This is a genomic window from Pseudomonas sp. KU26590, assembly GCF_026153515.1.
GTDB lineage: Bacteria > Pseudomonadota > Gammaproteobacteria > Pseudomonadales > Pseudomonadaceae > Aquipseudomonas.
Map to the genome: position 1 here is coordinate 2,805,096 of NZ_CP110644.1, position 16,324 is coordinate 2,821,419.

At 62.1% G+C, this 16,324-nt stretch carries 15 protein-coding genes; 8 read left to right on the forward strand and 7 right to left on the reverse strand.

Annotated features, from left to right (window positions below; translation table 11 throughout):
• Together OKW98_RS12340 and crtB are read left to right on the forward strand one after the other, a co-directional pair.
• Positions 1-1,491 carry a phytoene desaturase gene (locus OKW98_RS12340; RefSeq protein ID WP_265389404.1) on the forward strand — a complete coding sequence of 497 codons (1,491 nt, stop codon included), beginning with the start codon at positions 1-3 and terminating at the stop codon, positions 1,489-1,491.
• Complete coding sequence (gene crtB / locus OKW98_RS12345) at positions 1,488-2,477, forward strand: 15-cis-phytoene synthase CrtB (RefSeq protein WP_265389405.1); 990 nt, start codon at positions 1,488-1,490, stop codon at positions 2,475-2,477. Before OKW98_RS12340 ends, crtB begins: the two co-directional genes overlap by 4 nt.
• Here crtB and OKW98_RS12350 read toward each other — a convergent pair.
• Positions 2,359-2,904, reverse strand: coding sequence for a sterol desaturase family protein (locus OKW98_RS12350; RefSeq protein ID WP_265389406.1), 546 nt, complete (start codon positions 2,902-2,904; stop codon positions 2,359-2,361). The genes crtB and OKW98_RS12350 overlap by 119 nt on opposite strands.
• A gap of 452 nt (positions 2,905-3,356) precedes the next feature.
• On the opposite strand from OKW98_RS12350, the gene OKW98_RS12355 reads away from it, so the two are divergent.
• A complete protein-coding gene (locus OKW98_RS12355; protein ID WP_265389407.1) occupies positions 3,357-4,172 on the forward strand; it encodes a hypothetical protein in 816 nt (271 codons plus the stop codon).
• A 103-nt stretch (positions 4,173-4,275) separates the two neighbouring features.
• Positions 4,276-4,524, forward strand: coding sequence for a hypothetical protein (locus tag OKW98_RS12360; RefSeq protein WP_265389408.1), 249 nt, complete (start codon positions 4,276-4,278; stop codon positions 4,522-4,524).
• Between the two features lie 176 nt (positions 4,525-4,700).
• Here OKW98_RS12360 and OKW98_RS12365 read toward each other — a convergent pair whose 3' ends face one another.
• Positions 4,701-5,462 (reverse strand): SDR family NAD(P)-dependent oxidoreductase, encoded by a 762-nt coding sequence (locus tag OKW98_RS12365; RefSeq protein WP_265389409.1) that lies wholly within the window; start codon positions 5,460-5,462, stop codon positions 4,701-4,703.
• 126 nt (positions 5,463-5,588) lie between these two features.
• Positions 5,589-7,925 (reverse strand): glucose/quinate/shikimate family membrane-bound PQQ-dependent dehydrogenase, encoded by a 2,337-nt coding sequence (locus tag OKW98_RS12370; protein WP_322114185.1) that lies wholly within the window; start codon positions 7,923-7,925, stop codon positions 5,589-5,591.
• A 620-nt stretch (positions 7,926-8,545) separates the two neighbouring features.
• Between OKW98_RS12370 and OKW98_RS12375 the strand changes: the two genes are divergently transcribed.
• Together OKW98_RS12375 and OKW98_RS12380 are read left to right on the forward strand one after the other, a co-directional pair.
• A complete protein-coding gene (locus OKW98_RS12375; RefSeq protein ID WP_265389411.1) occupies positions 8,546-8,893 on the forward strand; it encodes a hypothetical protein in 348 nt (115 codons plus the stop codon).
• An 82-nt stretch (positions 8,894-8,975) separates the two neighbouring features.
• A complete protein-coding gene (locus tag OKW98_RS12380; protein WP_265389412.1) occupies positions 8,976-9,707 on the forward strand; it encodes a GNAT family N-acetyltransferase in 732 nt (243 codons plus the stop codon).
• Positions 9,708-9,715: 8 nt separating this feature from the next.
• On the opposite strand, the gene OKW98_RS12385 is transcribed toward OKW98_RS12380, so the two are convergent.
• The 3 genes from OKW98_RS12385 to OKW98_RS12395 are packed head-to-tail and all read right to left on the reverse strand — an operon-like array spanning position 9,716 to position 12,116.
• Positions 9,716-10,315 carry an SAM-dependent methyltransferase gene (locus tag OKW98_RS12385; protein WP_265389413.1) on the reverse strand — a complete coding sequence of 200 codons (600 nt, stop codon included), beginning with the start codon at positions 10,313-10,315 and terminating at the stop codon, positions 9,716-9,718.
• On the reverse strand, positions 10,312-11,073 hold the full coding sequence (locus tag OKW98_RS12390; protein WP_265389414.1) for a PIG-L deacetylase family protein: 762 nt from the start codon (positions 11,071-11,073) through the stop codon (positions 10,312-10,314). The genes OKW98_RS12385 and OKW98_RS12390 overlap by 4 nt, the downstream gene beginning before the upstream one ends.
• A complete protein-coding gene (locus tag OKW98_RS12395; protein ID WP_265389415.1) occupies positions 11,070-12,116 on the reverse strand; it encodes an acyl-CoA dehydrogenase family protein in 1,047 nt (348 codons plus the stop codon). Before OKW98_RS12395 ends, OKW98_RS12390 begins: the two co-directional genes overlap by 4 nt.
• A gap of 438 nt (positions 12,117-12,554) precedes the next feature.
• On the opposite strand from OKW98_RS12395, the gene OKW98_RS12400 reads away from it, so the two are divergent.
• Positions 12,555-13,163 (forward strand): SCO family protein, encoded by a 609-nt coding sequence (locus tag OKW98_RS12400; RefSeq protein ID WP_265389416.1) that lies wholly within the window; start codon positions 12,555-12,557, stop codon positions 13,161-13,163.
• The gene (locus OKW98_RS12405; RefSeq protein ID WP_265389417.1) at positions 13,163-13,654 is read left to right on the forward strand and encodes a copper chaperone PCu(A)C; all 492 of its coding nucleotides are present in this window, start codon (positions 13,163-13,165) and stop codon (positions 13,652-13,654) included. Before OKW98_RS12400 ends, OKW98_RS12405 begins: the two co-directional genes overlap by 1 nt.
• Before the next feature lie 1,296 nt (positions 13,655-14,950).
• Here the strand turns inward: OKW98_RS12405 and OKW98_RS12410 are convergent.
• A complete protein-coding gene (locus OKW98_RS12410) occupies positions 14,951-16,225 on the reverse strand; it encodes an Nramp family divalent metal transporter (RefSeq protein ID WP_265389719.1) in 1,275 nt (424 codons plus the stop codon).
• Between the last annotated feature and the right edge of the window lie 99 nt (positions 16,226-16,324).

The following is a 16,324-nucleotide window of genomic DNA, read 5'->3' on the forward strand; positions in this document are numbered from 1 at the left end:
ATGACTCAAGCAAAAAGCGCAATTGTGATTGGCGCCGGCTTCGGCGGCCTGGCCCTGGCCATCCGGCTCCAGGCGGCGGGCGTGCAGACGACGCTGCTGGAAAAGCGCGACAAGCCTGGCGGCCGCGCCTATGTCTACGAAGACCAAGGCTTTACGTTCGACGCGGGGCCGACGGTGATCACCGACCCGACCGCCATCGAAGAGCTGTTCACCGCCGCCGGCAAATCCATCAAGGATTACGTCGAGTTGCTGCCGGTGTCGCCGTTCTATCGCCTGTGCTGGGAAGACGGGACCAAGTTCGACTACGCCAATGATCAGCAGTCCCTGGACACCCAGATAGCGGCGATGAACCCCAAGGACGTCGCCGGTTATCAGCGTTTCCTGGCGTACTCCAAAGCGGTGTTTCAGGAGGGTTATCTGAAGCTCGGCGCCGTGCCGTTTCTGTCCTTCCGCGACATGGTTCAGGCCGGCCCGCAGTTGGCGAAGTTGCAGGCGTGGCGCAGCGTGTATTCGATGGTTTCGGAGTTCATCGAGGACGACAAACTGCGTCAGGCGTTTTCGTTCCACTCGCTGCTGGTCGGCGGCAATCCGTTTGCGACGTCCTCCATTTACACGCTGATTCACGCCCTCGAACGCCAATGGGGCGTGTGGTTTCCCAAGGGAGGCACCGGCGCGCTGGTGCAGGGCATGGTCAAACTGTTCGAAGACATCGGCGGGCGCTTCGAGCTGAACGCCGATGTCGCCAGCATTGAAACCAGCGCGCAGCGGGTGACTGGCGTGCGGCTCAAGGATGGCCGGCAGATCGACGCCGACTGCGTGGCCTCCAACGCCGACGTCATGCACACCTACGCCGAGCTGCTTGGCGGCCATCCGCGCGGGGTCAAGGAAGGCGCACGGCTGAAGGGCAAGCGCTTCAGCAATTCGCTGTTCGTCATCCACTTCGGGCTCAAGCGCCCGCAGCCTCAGTTGCAGCACCACACGGTGTGCTTCGGGCCGCGCTACAAGGCGCTGATTCAGGAGATTTTCAAGGGCGCGGCGCTGGCCGAAGATTTCTCGCTGTACCTGCATGCTCCGTGCATCACTGACCCAAGCCTGGCGCCACCGGGCTGTTCCAGCCATTACGTGCTGTCGCCGGTGCCGCACCTAGGCAACGCCGACATCGACTGGGAAGTGGAAGGGCCGCGTTATCGCGATCGCATTTTCGAGTACCTGGAGAAGCACTACATGCCGGGCCTTCGCGAGGACCTGGTCACCAGCCGGATCTTCACGCCCCAGGACTTCAAAGGCGAACTCAACGCGCACCTCGGTTCGGCGTTTTCCCTTGAGCCGATCCTGCGCCAGAGCGCGTGGTTCCGCCCCCACAACCGCGACGCGAGCCTGAGCAATATGTATCTGGTCGGCGCAGGTACCCATCCGGGCGCCGGTGTGCCAGGCGTGATTGGCTCGGCCAAAGCCACGGCCGGGCTGATGCTGGAGGACCTGCACGCATGAGCGTCGCCGATCAGGCGCTGCTCGACCACGCCACCCAGAGCATCGAAGTCGGCTCGAAGAGCTTCGCCGCCGCGTCACGCCTGTTTGACCCGGTCACCCGGCGTAGTGCGGTGATGCTCTACGCCTGGTGCCGCCATTGCGACGACGTCATTGACGGTCAGGAAGCGGGGCACTCGGCGTCGGTCGTCAGTCAGCAGGAAGTCGCCGAGCGGCTGCAACGGCTGATCGCCCAGACCCACGCCGTGTATGCCGGCACGCCGACCCACAGTCCGGCGTTCGAGGCGTTCAGGGAGGTTGTCCTGCGCCATGGCATCGAGCAACGTTACGCCTTGCAGCACCTGGATGGCTTCGCGATGGACGTCAGCCAGCGCGAATACCTGCGTGTCGAGGACACGCTGGAGTACTGCTATCACGTGGCTGGCGTGGTCGGCTTGATGATGGCGCAGATCATGGGCGTCAGTGACGAAGCGACGCTAGACCGGGCCTGCGATCTGGGCCTTGCGTTTCAGCTCACCAACATCGCGCGGGACATCGTCGAAGACGCCTCGGTGGGCCGTTGTTATCTGCCGGGGGATTGGCTGGATGAGTTGGGCATTCCCCATGATCGCCTTGCAGCCCCGGAGTTTCGCCCGGCAGTGGCGGTGCTGGCGAAGCGCTTGGTGGACATGGCCGAGCCGTACTACGAAAGTGCCAACGCCGGCCTGACCGCGCTGCCGTGGCGCTCAGCCTGGGCGGTGGCGACGGCGGGGTGTGTCTATCGTGAGATCGGCGTGAAGGTCAGGCAACGCGGCGCGCGGGCGTGGGATACGCGGGTCTCGACCAGCAAACTGGACAAGCTGCGACTGGTGTTGGTGGGGGCGTGGAAGGCTAGCGCGTCTCGAGGTCGGCAGTGGCCGGCGCGACCGACGAGCCTTTGGCAACGTCCGGGTCGGATTTGTGCAACGGGCCGTCATGCAAGCGCCGGAGCTGGGCGCGTAACCGAGTGACGCTCGGCGCGTAGAGAAAGCCGAACGACACGCAACGCTCTTTGCCCGACACCGCGTGGTGCATCAGATGCGCCTGATACAGGCGCTTGAGGTAGCCATTGCGCGGCACGTATTTGAACGGCCAGCGCTTGTGCACCAAGCCGTCGTGGGCAATGAAATACAGGAAGCCGTAAGCGGTCATGCCCGCACCGATCCACTCCAGCGGATGCGCGCCTGCAGTGCCCAGCGCGATCAGCACGATGGCGAACCCGGCGAACACCACGGCATAGAGATCGTTCTTCTCGAACCAGCCGGTTCTCGGCTCATGGTGCGACTTATGCCAGCCCCAGCCCCAACCGTGCATGATGTACTTGTGCGCAAACACGGCAAAGCCTTCCATGCCGATCACGGTTGCGAAAAAGACGAGGGCATTGATCATCGGGTTCATCCGCGCAAGAGTCTCAACGTCAGACCGTAAAAAGGCCGACGGTGTTCGGTGCGTGATTGTCGCATGCCGTTGGCCGGAGGCGGAGGTCGGTTTGTCGGTTGCTGATTTGCGGTGTGAAGGTTCTGATTGTTGTGGCGTAGCCCCTGACGCTTTCCCGGCTGAAGCCGGTCCCACTCTGAGTACGCGGTGCACAGTGGGACTGCATTGTGTCAGTAGGACCGGCTTTAGCCGGGAAGAGGCCGGTGTGAACACCCTCATTTTTGTGGCGTGACGCCTGATGCTTTCCCGGCTGAAGCCGGTCCTACGGGTCGAGCGCTTTGCTTTTCGTGGGACCCGCTTCAGCCGGGAAGGGGCCGGTTCAAACGCCAACAGTTTTTCCGAGTGCCGTAGACGCACTGCGCTGAGCAACTGTATCTTCGCGCGCTTTAATTTGTGTCGTTCAAGGATGATCAATGTTGCCTGCTCTGCCTTTGTCCCGCCTGTCATTGCTTCGCCCCATCTCCCCCTGGCTGCGCTTGACCGCTATCGCCGGCATGGCCTGTGCCCTGATGGCCTGTCAGTCCCGTCAGGTGGCGTCTCCTGCCGCTGCCCCAGCCGTCCCGAGCCCGGAAGAAACCAAGAAGCAGCAATTCCACACCTTCGTCACGCGTTTCCAGTCCATTCTCGGAAACAGAGCGCTTGAGGCCAACAGCAAAGGCCTGACGGGTGAGGTCCGCCTGCTCATCAAGATCAATCGCAACAATGAGGTATTCAGTTGCGAAACCCAGGCCACCGGCCTTGCCACGGCAAATGCACCGGTGGCCGAGCTTTCAAAAAAGGTGTGCTGGAGCTCAGTGTTCCCGATCGTACCCGGGGACCGGTTGAACAAGGACGGCAACGTGGAAGTCGTCGCCCCTTTGATCTACCTGCCGATGAACGACATCTTGCGCTTGTCCATGCAGCCCCGTTATCAGCAATACGCGCAGGGCCGGTATTTCGCCGAGCGGACACTGATGAAATCACCGCCCGGCAGCATCGGCGTGGTCACCTTCGAATATCTGGCGAACAAGCAGGGCAAGGTTCAGGAATGCGTCGTCAACCTCGAACGCCACCGCGAACGCCCGGATGCATTCAAATACGACAACGTCCTGCAAAGCCGTCTGACCGAGCAATGCAAGCACCTCGACATTGGCGAGATGCCCGGGTTTTCGGTGGATGAAACCGGCGTGGCCCGAGGCACGGTGTCTTTCGACTACACCCCGTGGATGGCCGGGCCACGCGGGCGCTGAAAACTGTGTTGATCATGGCGCTGAGCACCGCGGGTCATAACCGAGTGAACTGTGCCGGCCTCCTGCGGCCTCAGACATACAACCGCTAAAGGAGGCCAAGGCCATGAACAACGACGAATTCAATCAATACGACGCAGAACGCTTCCACGGTCAGGTTGCCGAGCAACTGGGCATCAGCGTGGAAGAGCTGAAAACCTGGATGATCAACGACATCGAGCGAGTCACCGAGGGCGGCGAGGAAGTGGGGCACATGGTGGTGTTCCGTGAGTCCACGCCGGATGAGGTGCTCGACAAGCTCAAGAACCCGCAGAGTCGTTTTACGGCGATGACGGGTGTGATTGAGACTGACTAAGGTCCAGGCGCCCGCCATTACTTTCACCGGCGGGCCAAGCTATCTTTCAGGTCCGATGAAGCCAAGTCGTGGTGTCCACTTCAATGTCAGTGGGCATCGTGCCTTGGTTTTTTCAATAGGGTAGGCCCCGCAGCCGCTTCTCGCGCCGTCCCAGCGCGGAGCGCGGAGCGCTGATCCTAGGTCAGATTTAAGCCGCCGTCTGACAGCAATATCTCACCGGTCAAGTAGTCCGAATCAACCAGCATCAGGACAGCGTTTGCAATGTCCTCCGGGCTGGCTGCCCTGCGCATTGGAGCGCGATCTCGCCACAATTCTTGGGCACCCGTCCACTCTGCGGTCAGAGGCGTGTCGACCAAGCCAGGCGCCACAGCATTTACGCGAATGTCTGGCCCAAGTGACACCGCCAGCAGGCGTGTCATGTGATTGAGCGCAGCTTTGCTCACCGCGTAGGGAATGGATGCGCCCTTGGGCCGGACACCCGCATGCGAACTGATGTTTACGACGCTACCTGCTCGACGGTAACGGGCGGCATCGCGTAATGCCGATTCGGCCAATGCGACAAGATGGAACGGCGCCACCACATTGATTTCGTTCAGTTCGTGCCACACCGCCGAAGTGGCCGAGGCAAGATCGCTGTGCGGAATGACTCTGCTGATGCCCGCGTTATTGACCAATACGTCGAGCTGACCCCACACGGCGATCGCCTCGTTAACCAGTCTGACCCTGTCAGCTTCGACAGTAAGATCAGCTTGCACGTAGATAGCCTGTTTCATTTCGGCAGCCATAGCGCGACCCGTGTCCGCGGAGTTTCGCGAGTGGAGGACCACCGCATAACCCGCCCGGCTCAGTGTTCGTGCAATGGCTGCGCCGATACCGGAAGTGGATCCTGTAACCAACGCGACGCGTAGTGCGTTATCGATGGGCGGATTGGGTTTCATATTGAGATCTCGAATGGGTTGCTAAAGAATTACCACTCACACATTCGTCGTGCCAGCGTGACAAAAAACGAGCAAAAAAAAGAGCCCGATCACTCGGGCTCTTTTCACTTGCCGCTCAGGCGTCGATCACTTCGACGGCAGGGCGTAGGCGATCAACGAGTCGCCCATCTTCGTGCCAAACGAGCCATGCCCGCCGGCCATGATGACAAGGTATTGCTTGCCGTTGCTTTCATAGGTCATCGGCGTCGCCTGACCGCCTGCTGGCAAGCGCGCTTCCCAGAGCAGATCGCCATTGGTGACGTTGTAGGCGCGCAGGTAGTTGTCCTGCGTACCGGCGATGAACATCAGGTTGCCGGCCGTGGAGATCGGTCCACCGAGCATGGGCACACCAATTTTCAGCGGTGGCAATTGAATGCCTTTCAGGCTGTCACGGATGGTGCCGATGCGTTTGCGCCAGACCACGTTGTGGGTCTTCATGTCGACGCCCGCCACATAGCCCCACGCCGGCTCTTTGCACGGCAGGCCCAGTGGCGACAGGAAGGCGTTGATCTCGACACCGTAAGGCACGCCGTACTGAGGCTGAATGCCCATTTCGGTACCGGTGCCTGTGCCGGTGAGGCCTTCTTTAGGCCACAGCGGGTTGTTCGGGCCACGGGGGATCAGCTTGGACACGAACGGCAGCGCCATCGGGTTCATCAGCGCGACCTGACGGTCGGCGTTGACCGAGATACCGCCCCATTCAAAGACACCCAGGTTGCCCGGGAACACCAGCGTCCCTTGCTCGGACGGCGGCGTGTACTGGCCGTTATAGGACAGCTGCTTGAAGATCACGCGGCAGACCAGTTGGTCAAACATCGTCGCGCCCCACATTTCCTTGTCGGACAGGGTTTGCACGGAAGTCAGATTGAGGTCCGAACGCGGCTGGGTCGGGCTGACTCGGTCGCCCGGGGCGGCTTGCCCGGCGGGCACCTGCATTTCATGGATCGGCACGATTGGCTTGCCATCGCGACGGTCCAGCACAAAGAGGTTGCCGGCCTTGGTCGGCACGTACACCGCAGGGACGGCTTCGCCGGTCCCGGTTTTCACGTCAGCCAGGGTTGGCTGGGCCGGTACGTCCATGTCCCACAAGTCGTGGTGGGTGGTCTGGAAACTCCACACCAGCTTGCCGGTGGAACCGTTCATCGCGACGATCGAGCTGGCGTAACGCTCCATCACCGGGGTGCGGTTGCCGCCCCAGATGTCCGGCGTCGGGTTGCCGGTTGGCACGTAGACCACATCAGTCTTGGCGTCGTACGCCAGAGGTGCCCAGGCGTTTGGCGAGTTGTTGACCAGGGTCTTGCCGTCGCCCGGAATCGCATTCGGGTCTTCGGCGCCGGTGTCGAAGATCCACTTCAGTGCGCCGGTGTTGACGTCGTAGCCACGGATCGCGCCGGATGGCTCATGGACCGACAGGTTGTCGGTCACCGAACCGCCGATGATCACGGTGGTGCCGGTCACGACAGGCGGGGAGGTGGGTTCGAGGCCGCCCGGATACGGGTAGGGCTGCAGGTGCAGAAGGTCCAGCTCGCCGTTTTTGGCGAAGTCGGCGCACGGTGCGCCGGTGTCAGCGTTGATGGCGAACAGACGCCCGTCGTTGACCGGCAGGAACACCTTGCGCGGGCAACTGGTGGCGACCGGTTGGGTGCCTTCGAGGCTTTTCGCAAACTGGGTGGTGTCTGCCTGATCGAAGTAGGCGACGCCACGGCAGGTCAAGTGCTGGAAGGACGGATCGGATTTGAGCTTGGGATCGAATCTCCACTTCTCTTTACCGGTGGCCGGGTCCAGCGCTACCAGGATCTGGTGGGTGGTGCAGATGTACATGTTGTCGCCAACCTTGATTGGCGTCAGTTCGTTGGTGGTTTCACCGGAGTCATTGGCGGTTTTCGATTCACCGGTGTTGAAGGTCCAGGCCACCTGAAGGTCTTTGACGTTGCCTTCGTTGATCTGGGTCAGCGGCGAATAGCGGGTGCCCGACTGGGTGCGGCCATAAGCAGGCCAGTCGCCGTTGGCGATGCCCTCGACAGGCTGATGCTGCGCGGGTTGCGCCGTCGCCATGCTGCCGTTGATTTCCTGCGGGTCGTTGAAGATGGCATACACCATCACCACGATCGCCAGCGCCAATGTCGCGGATAAAAAGGTTTTGCCCGGCTTCAGGCGCTCCGGAATGTCACGGGTGACGCCCGGGATCAGCAGCCACAGACCCAACACCCCGAGGATGTCGAAACGCGGCACCAAGGCCCAGAAGTCCGTGCCTGCTTCCCACAGGCCCCAGACCACGGTGATCAGCATCAGCGCGCCGTACAGCCAGAGCGATGCAGCGGAACGTCGCCACAGCAGAACGGCGAACACCAGCAGCGCGACGCCCAGGAACAGATAATAAAAAGAGCCGCCCAATGTGAGCAGCCAGATACCGCCAACCAACATAAACAAGGCAAAGATGCCTGCAATGATGGACGTGAAACGCCTCAGCCCTGAAGCTTTTGATAAATCATTCATCGATGTTCCCCCTTGGGATGTAGTGCATGGACTGTGCGCCGTATATGGGGTTCAACTCCCGGACCTGCGGTTTAGATGAAATTTTTCGGCATCACTGACCACCCGCGCTTCAAAGCATAGGCTGTGTTTACGATCTGATCCCGGGCGAAAAGCATTCAGATGGCGAACGGCGCGGCGTTGCGCGAGTTCAGGCCTTGATCAGGGCGGGTGAAAGGGCACTTAAAGTGCGCTTGAAAGGGACACGGCCATGCGCGTAGCGGCTGCATTCCATTGCTCAGAGTTGCGAGGGCTGTGGGTGCGTACTAGAGTTATTTACAGCCCATTCAGACTAAGAGCAGGTTTATAAGCGAGGGGAGTTCTCGGAACTCCATCAAGCCTGCGAGTCAATAACGTGCTGGAAGTCGAAGTTCACTATGCATAAACGGTTTAGCAGGACGCGAGCCACACTGACGCTGTTATGGGCGGCGTTCGTGTTGTGCGCGTCTGGCTGTACTGGCACCGGCAGCAACACCAGGACATCTGGACTGTCGTTAGTGGATTACACCTCAGTGAGCGCATCTTCTCCGCCCCAACACCTCACCGGCCTTTGGACCGGCCCCCATGCCGGCGGCATCTTCTACGTGGAAATTTTCGAGGACGGCGACCTGCGTACGTGCTTGAGCGCTCCGCCTTATTACCACGCGATGGACGGAAAGTACGCCGAAGAGACGTTGTATCTGGAAGACGGCACCCGCATTGAGTTTGTGCCAGTGGGAGAGCAGCGGATCACTATCTATTCGCCTCCCGGCAGGCCCGTCACCACGCTGCAACGCAGCGCCCCAGGTACCTCCGCCAGCGAGTGCCTGGGAGGTGCGGCTGACGTCCAGCGCAAACTGTCCCACTGGGCTGCGCATTAGCGGCAGGGTTCGATAATTGAGTCAGTGCGCAGGTATCATGCACGGCTCGAACCCACCGCCCCAGCCCGGATTCAGGATCACAATGTCTTCCCCCACGTTTACCGTCATGCGCCTCGACGCCACGCCACCGGAATCGATCAAGAGCCAGATCATGCAGATGGTGATTGATTACGTCACCGAGCTCAGCATGGTCGCCATCGCTCCGAGCAATCCGTTGTACCCGCTGTACCAATACGGCGTCGGCCATGAAGTGCATCAGTACGTGCAGGCGATGGACGGTTCGCGGGGGATTGCGGTGGAATTGATCGTGGCGCTGGACGCCGAGGATCCTTCGATCGTCATCGGTTTTTTGCTGTGTCTGCCGGTTCAACAGGACCCGCAGGCCTGCGCTGTGGCGTACATGGCGGTGCAGACGACACATCGCCGTCAGGGCGTGGCCCGGGCGATGCTGATGAAGATGACCGAACGCTACCCCCATGCCGAGCTGGCGTGCTTCGTCGCAAAAGTGCCGGTGTTTGAGGCGCTGGGCTTTCAGGTATTGGGTGCGCGCGGGCCGCAGGTGCTGATGAACACCCGCGAGCAACAGACCGACGGCTTATTGGCCGTGCTGGACATCGCGCCGATCTACAACTCGCTGGAGGTGCGGCAGATCCACAGCTATCTGTTGAAGCAGCACGGCAAGCGCGCGATGACCGCTGCGGAAAAACAGCGAGATCGGCACATCGACCAGTTGACCCGGCAGGCGCGTCTGTTCGTCAACGGATTGCTGGGCGAGTCGGGCGCGGAGGCGTTCATCGGTCCGCGGCTCGTTTAACATCCGCTTCAACGAACGGCCTCGTTGAGGTCGATCCCGCGTGAGTCCTTGCTCCACACTTCCAGCAGGAAATCCCGCTCGGCGTGATGCAGGGTGCGTTCCATGGCCAGATGCCGGGCGAGGACCTGATGCACTTCGCGGCCCTCCATCGGGCAGCCTTCGATCGGGTGCAGCCAGTGGCACGCCAGCACCGCGCCGTCCAGCGTCAGGCTTTCGCGAATGCGCTCGATGATCTCGCCAAAGGCATCCGGCGTCAGGTAATAGGCCCATTCGCTGATGACCACCAGATCGAATTCCCCCGCCGGCCAGTCTTGGGGCAGGCAGCCTTCCAGCACCTGAACATGGGCATGCCCGCCCAAGCGGTCGCGGGCCAGGGTGACGGCCCGGGGGCTGAGGTCCATGCACAGCAGCGCGTCGCAACGTTCGGCCAGGCGCAGGCTCAATTCGCCGTTGGCGCAGCCCGGCTCAAAGATGCGCGCGTATTGCTGGCGGGGCAGGGCAGCGAGGGTCAGGTCGCGTTTGCGGTGTTCGTACCAGCGCGTGCGGAAGGCCCACGGGTCGTCGCTGTTGGCGAACAGTTCGTCGAAATATTTACCTGTAATGCTCACAGAAACACCAGTTCGAAGGGTTGCAGCAGACGCTCCAGCGTCTGCGGGTTCAACACCGCCGGTGCGCCGGTGCTCGGGTCGTTTTCAAGCTGACTCAAGTGGGCACCGATGGCCTCGCGCTTGCGCCGCCGTTGTTCATCGCTGAGCCAGAATTTGCGGGCCTGTTCCCAGGGGATGCGTGGGTCATTCGGTTCAGCCCAGTGCCAGGCCCATACCGGAATTTCCACCAGCGTCGCGCCGGTGTTGGCAACCGCCTGGGCCGCGCAGTGGCCGACGGCTTCGTGGTCACAGTGGCCGTCGTGGCGCCAGGTGGTCAGCAGTACGTCCGAGGGACGCAGGTCTTCGCTGATCAGCGCGATCAACGACTCGGCCTGCTCGGCAACCTGGCCGTCGCCCATGCCGAGCCTTTGCCAGGAAAGGCGCGACACGTCCAGGCCCAGATGGGCGACGGCTTGCTCGCTTTCCCGACGCCGCTCGGTGCGCAGGCGTTGTACGGGCCACAGCGGTGATTGCGGATGACTGCCTTCGCCGTTGGTAACGGCGACCAGTTGCACATCGTTCTGCCGCTGGGCCATCGCTGCGAGCAGACCGCCGCAGGTCAGCACTTCGTCGTCGGGGTGCGGCGCGAGCACGATCAGGCGCGCGCCGGGTGGGACCAGTTCTTCCAGGGTGATCGGGCGCACGCCGCGCAATGCCACACTGTTCTGCCAGGCACTCAACGGGGTTCCGGTGACGCCAAAAGGCTGTGCTTCGTTCATAGTGACCAATCCTCGGTTTCGCTCGTGGCAACTCGCTGGCCCAGATGCGCCAGGTCGCGTTCAGCGTGGCTTTGTCGGATAAACACCTGCAGGTCGGCGGCCAACCGCGCAAAGTGCGGATCGCGGCAGAATGGCGTCGCGCCCAGCGCCCGGCCGACGTGCCGGCACACCTGCTCAACCGCCGTTTCGACCTGCGCCCGCAGGCGCTGCACCGGCAGGCTCGCGTCGTCCTGCGGATGCGCGTCGATCCATGAGGCGCATTCGCGCAAGGCTGCCGCCGCGCCGCACAGCGCTGCATCGATGCTGCCCAGATGGGCGTCGGCATGGGGTTCCGGGCGTCCGTGATGTCGGTGCGCGCGCAAGCTTTTCGCCAGCGCCACTGCGGCGCCATACCAAGCGGCGGCGATACCGGCGCCGCCTTGCCAGAATCCTGGCCGGGTGAGGTACTCGCCGTTGTTCCCAACGCAAATGCCGACAGCGCCGTCGAAGTGCACGTCGCCGCTGGCGGTGCCGGCCATGCCCACGGCCTGCCACGTCTCGCTGCTGAAGCGCACCCCCGGCTGCTTCAGATCGACGGCCACCAGTTGCGGCGACTCATCGCTGGCCCAGGCGGTGAGCAGGGCGTAATCCAGATCTTGTGCGCCGGAGCACCAGGCCTTGCGGCCGTTGAGGCGAACCTTGTCGCCGTGGCGTTGGCTGACACCCACCTTGGCGTCGGGCGGTTCAGCGGCCCACACCCCCCAGATGCCGGGTGCTTCGAAAGGCGCGGCACCCAGTTCGTGCGCTCTTAGTTCATACAGAATGGCGAGGGCGTCGGTGTGGCCTTCGTAGAGTTTGAGCAGCGCCAGGTCGATGCCCGCTACTGTTGCCAATTGGCGCCAGCGCTCAAGGGTGCGACCGCTGCCGGGCAACGGCAGTTGATCGAGTCCGCTGTCGAGGCAGCGCTGCATGGCATGACGCAGGGGTGCGTCCGGCACGTGGGGATTGTCACGGTGGGCGAAATCCGCCAGGAGTGATTCAAGTCCTTGTGCATCGTCGCGCATGGCTGACTGTCTCCGTCCCGTGAAGCCGACGCGATGTGCGCGGGCTTTTGCCTGGGCCGCTTGCGCGGCCTGCTGATGAAATTCGGCAGCGCAAGCGGGGCGGGGTTCAAACATTTGTTCTGCCGGACCGGTTGAGTGATTCCGGCAAGGAGAGTCCGCGAGGCCGCTGATCATCGCCACGCGACGAGATGCGCGGTTTTGTCGCAGTGGGCGTTTCCCGACCCATGGGCGACAAGGCGTACAGCGTCGTTAAATAGTGTCGGTAAAAGTCGCCCGTAACGCATTCAGCCCGGTTTTGCGCGACACTGTCGGGCACGTGTTTTTTTCGCTTCGTCCCTCGCTGCTGCAGTGCGACTGCCAATCAACGCCTGCGATCAGCGAGGTGGACGAAAAAAGGGTTGGCGTTGGCGCCAGCCGCTGCTTTCGAGAGTTCGCCAGATGAATGAGTTTCTGACCCGCCGTCAGGTGGTCACCGGCATGGGCCTGTTGGGGCTGGGGCTGCTGGCCGGCTGTGACGGTTCGACCACTGCGCTGGATTTCAAGTACGGCAAAGATCTGAGCAACAAGATCATGGGCCGCACCTTCAAGCTGACCGACACCGACGGTGAGGTCAAAACCTTGTCGAGCTATCGCGGGCTGATGCCGATGGTGTTTTTCGGTTTCACCCAATGCCCGGCGGTGTGCCCGACGGCGCTGGCCCGCGCTGCGCAGATCAGAAAGATGATGGGCGAGGACGGCAAGACGCTGCAGGTGATCTTCATCACCGTCGATCCCGAGCGCGACACGCCGCAGATCCTCGACGCCTACGTCAAACAGTTCGATCCGACGTTCGCCGCCCTGCGCGGTACGCTGGAAGAAACCGCTCACGTCGCCAAAGAATTCGGCGTGTTTTACGAAAAGGTCCCGGCGGGCAACACCTACACCATGTCCCACACCGCCACCAGCTTCGTTTTCGACTCCCGGGGCAACCTGCGCCTGGGGCTGTCGCCTTCGCTTTCCGCCAAGCAATGCGCGGAAGATTTGCTCACTGTCATGGAAGTCTGCTGATGAATGCTTTGCTTGCTGCTCTGCCGCGCGTGTTTGTTTCCCGCACATTGGTGATCTCCCTATTGGCCGGCGTTAGCCTGAGTGCGGTTGCCGAGACGCGGGTCGAAGACCCGTGGGTGCGTGCAACGGTGGCCGGTCAGCCTTCATCCGGCGCGTTCATGCGCATCACTGCCGACACCGACAGCACGCTGCTCGGCGTCACCTCGCCGGTGGCCAAAGACGTGCAGATTCACGAAATGAGCATGACCAACGACGTCATGCGCATGGGCCCGGTCGACGCCGTACCGCTGCCGGCGGGCAAGACGGTGGCGCTGGACCCTGATGGCTACCACGTGATGCTCATGGGCCTGAACGGCCAGATCAAAGAGGGCGACCAGGTGCCGCTGACGCTGACGGTCAAGAACGCCAAGGGCGAGACCGAAGTGGTGAACGTCAGCGCCCCGGCCCGCGGCGCGATGGACATGAGCCATGATCACGGGATGACCCATTAAGCAGGATCGGCACACCCAGGTAGGACCGGCTTACCCAGGTAGGACGGGCTTCAGCCGGGAACAGGTCGGGAACAGGTCGGGTGCCACGCCGCAGAATTGATGGTGTTCAAACCGGCGTCTTCCCGGCTAAAGCCGGTCCCACAAAGGCACCGCGTATCCAGTGTAGGACCGGCTTCAGCCGGGAAAGCGTCAGGTGCCACGCCGCAGAATTGATGGTGTTCAAACCGGCGTCTTCCCGGCTAAAGCCGGTCCCACAAAGGCACCGCGTATCCAGTGTAGGACCGGCTTCAGCCGGGAAAGCGTCAGGTGCCACGCCGCAGAATTGATGGTGTTCAAACCGGCGTTTTCCCGGCTAAAGCCGGTCCCACAAAGGCACCGCGTATCCAGTGTAGGACCGGCTTCAGCCGGGAAAGCGTCAGGCGGCACACCGCAGAATTGATGGTGTTCAAACCGGCGTCTTCCCGGCTAAAGCCGGTCCCACAAAGGCACCGCGTATCCAGTGTAGGACCGGCTTCAGCCGGGAAGGCGTCAGAAGCCACACCGCAGAATTGATGGTGTTCAAACCGACGTCTTCCCGGCTAAAGCCGGTCCCACAAAGGCACCGCGTATCCAGTGTAGGACCGGCTTCAGCCGGGAAAGCGTCAGGCGGCACACCGCAGAATTGATGGTGTTCAAACCGGCGTCTTCCCGGCTAAAGCCGGTCCCACAAAGGCACCGCGTATCCAGTGTAGGACCGGCTTCAGCCGGGAAAGCGTCAGGCGCCACGCTGCAGATTGATGGTGTTCAAACCGACGTCTTCCCGGCTAAAGCCGGTCCCACAAAGGCACCGCGTATCCAGTGTAGGACCGGCTTCAGCCGGGAAAGCGTCAGGCGCCACGCTGCAGATTGATGGTGTTCAAACCGGCGTCTTCCCGGCTAAAGCCGGTCCCACAAAGGCACCGCGTACCCCGGTAGGACCGGCTTCAGCCGGGAAAGCGTCTGAAGCCACGCTGCAGATTGATGGTGTTCAAACCGGCGTCTTCCCGGCTAACGCCGGTCCCACAAAGGCACCGCGTACCCCGGTAGGACCGGCTTCAGCCGGGAAAGCGTCTGAAGCCACGCTGCAGATTGATGGTGTTCAAACCGGCGTCTTCCCGGCTAACGCCGGTCCCACAAAGGCACCGCGTATCCAGTGTAGGACCGGCTTCAGCCGGGAAAGCGTCTGAAGCCACGCTGCAGATTGATGGTGTTCAAACCGACGTCTTCCCGGCTAAAGCCGGTCCTACATATTCAATGCGGTCTCCAGACGGGCAAGCTTCAATCCCCAAACGCCCCCAGCAGCAACACCACGTTCAGCACGATGATCAGCAGCGCGATGCCCCAGGCCAGGGTCGTCAGCATGGGGCCGGTCACGAAATTACCCATCAGCTTGCGGTCCGACACGAAGCGCACCAGCGGCACGACGGCAAAGGGCAACTGCATCGACAGGATGACCTGACTCAGCACCAGCAACTTGGCGGTGCCCTGGGCGCCATAAATACTGGTCACCACAATCACCGGAATGATCGCCAGCCCCCTTGTCAGCAGGCGCCGGATCCAGCCTGGCAGGCGCAGGCGCAGAAAACCTTCCATGACGATCTGCCCGGCCAGCGTCGCCGTGACCGTGGAATTGATCCCCGACGCCAGCAGCGCCACGCCGAACAGCATCGACGCCATGCCCACGCCCAGCATCGGCGAAAGCAGATGGTAAGCCTGTTCGATTTCCACTACGTCGGTCTTGCCGGCCTTGTGAAACACCGTCGCCGCCGTGATCAGAATCGCCGCGTTGACAAACAGCGCCAGCGTCAGCGCGATGGTGCTGTCGGTCACCGCCCAGCGCAGGCCTATACGGCGGCCCTCGTCCGTACGCGGGTAGGCGCGGGTCTGCACGATGGACGAATGCAGATACAAGTTATGCGGCATCACCGTCGCGCCAATGATGCCGATCGCCAGGTACAGCGCCTCGGGATTGGTCACCACTTCGGCCTTGGGGATGAAGCCGGCAAACAGCTCGGCCAGATCAGGCTGGGCCAGCACCATCTGGATCGCGAAGCAGGCAAAGATGACCAGTAGCAAGGCAATGACAAATGCCTCAAGCGCCCGGAAGCCGCGGCCCATGAGCAGAAATATCAGAAAAACGTCGACGGCCGAGATCACCGCGCCCCAGATCAGCGGGATGCCGAACAGCAGGTTCAGCGCAATGGCCGTGCCGATCACCTCAGCCAGGTCGCAGGCGATAATCGCGATCTCGCAGGCAATCCACAGGGCGATGCACACCGGCCGGCTGCAACGTTCGCGGCAGGCCCGGGCCAGGTCCCATCCGGTGACGATGCCCAGCCGTGCCGACAGCGCTTGCAGCACGATGGCCATCAGGTTCGACAGTAGAATGACCGACAGCAGCAGGTAGCCGAATTTCGAACCGCCGGCGATGTCGGTGGCCCAGTTGCCCGGGTCCATGTAGCCCACGGCGACCATATAGCCGGGGCCGGTGAACGCTAGCAGCCGCTTGAACCAGTTGCCGGTCGTGGGCATGGCGACACTGGCGCTGGGCATGCCCCCGCCGAGTGTGTCGTCGCCTGGGCGGGCAGGGTGATCGATGGGCGGCATTGAGGATTCCGGCGTTGAATATTGAATAATCAGACGTGTCGACGG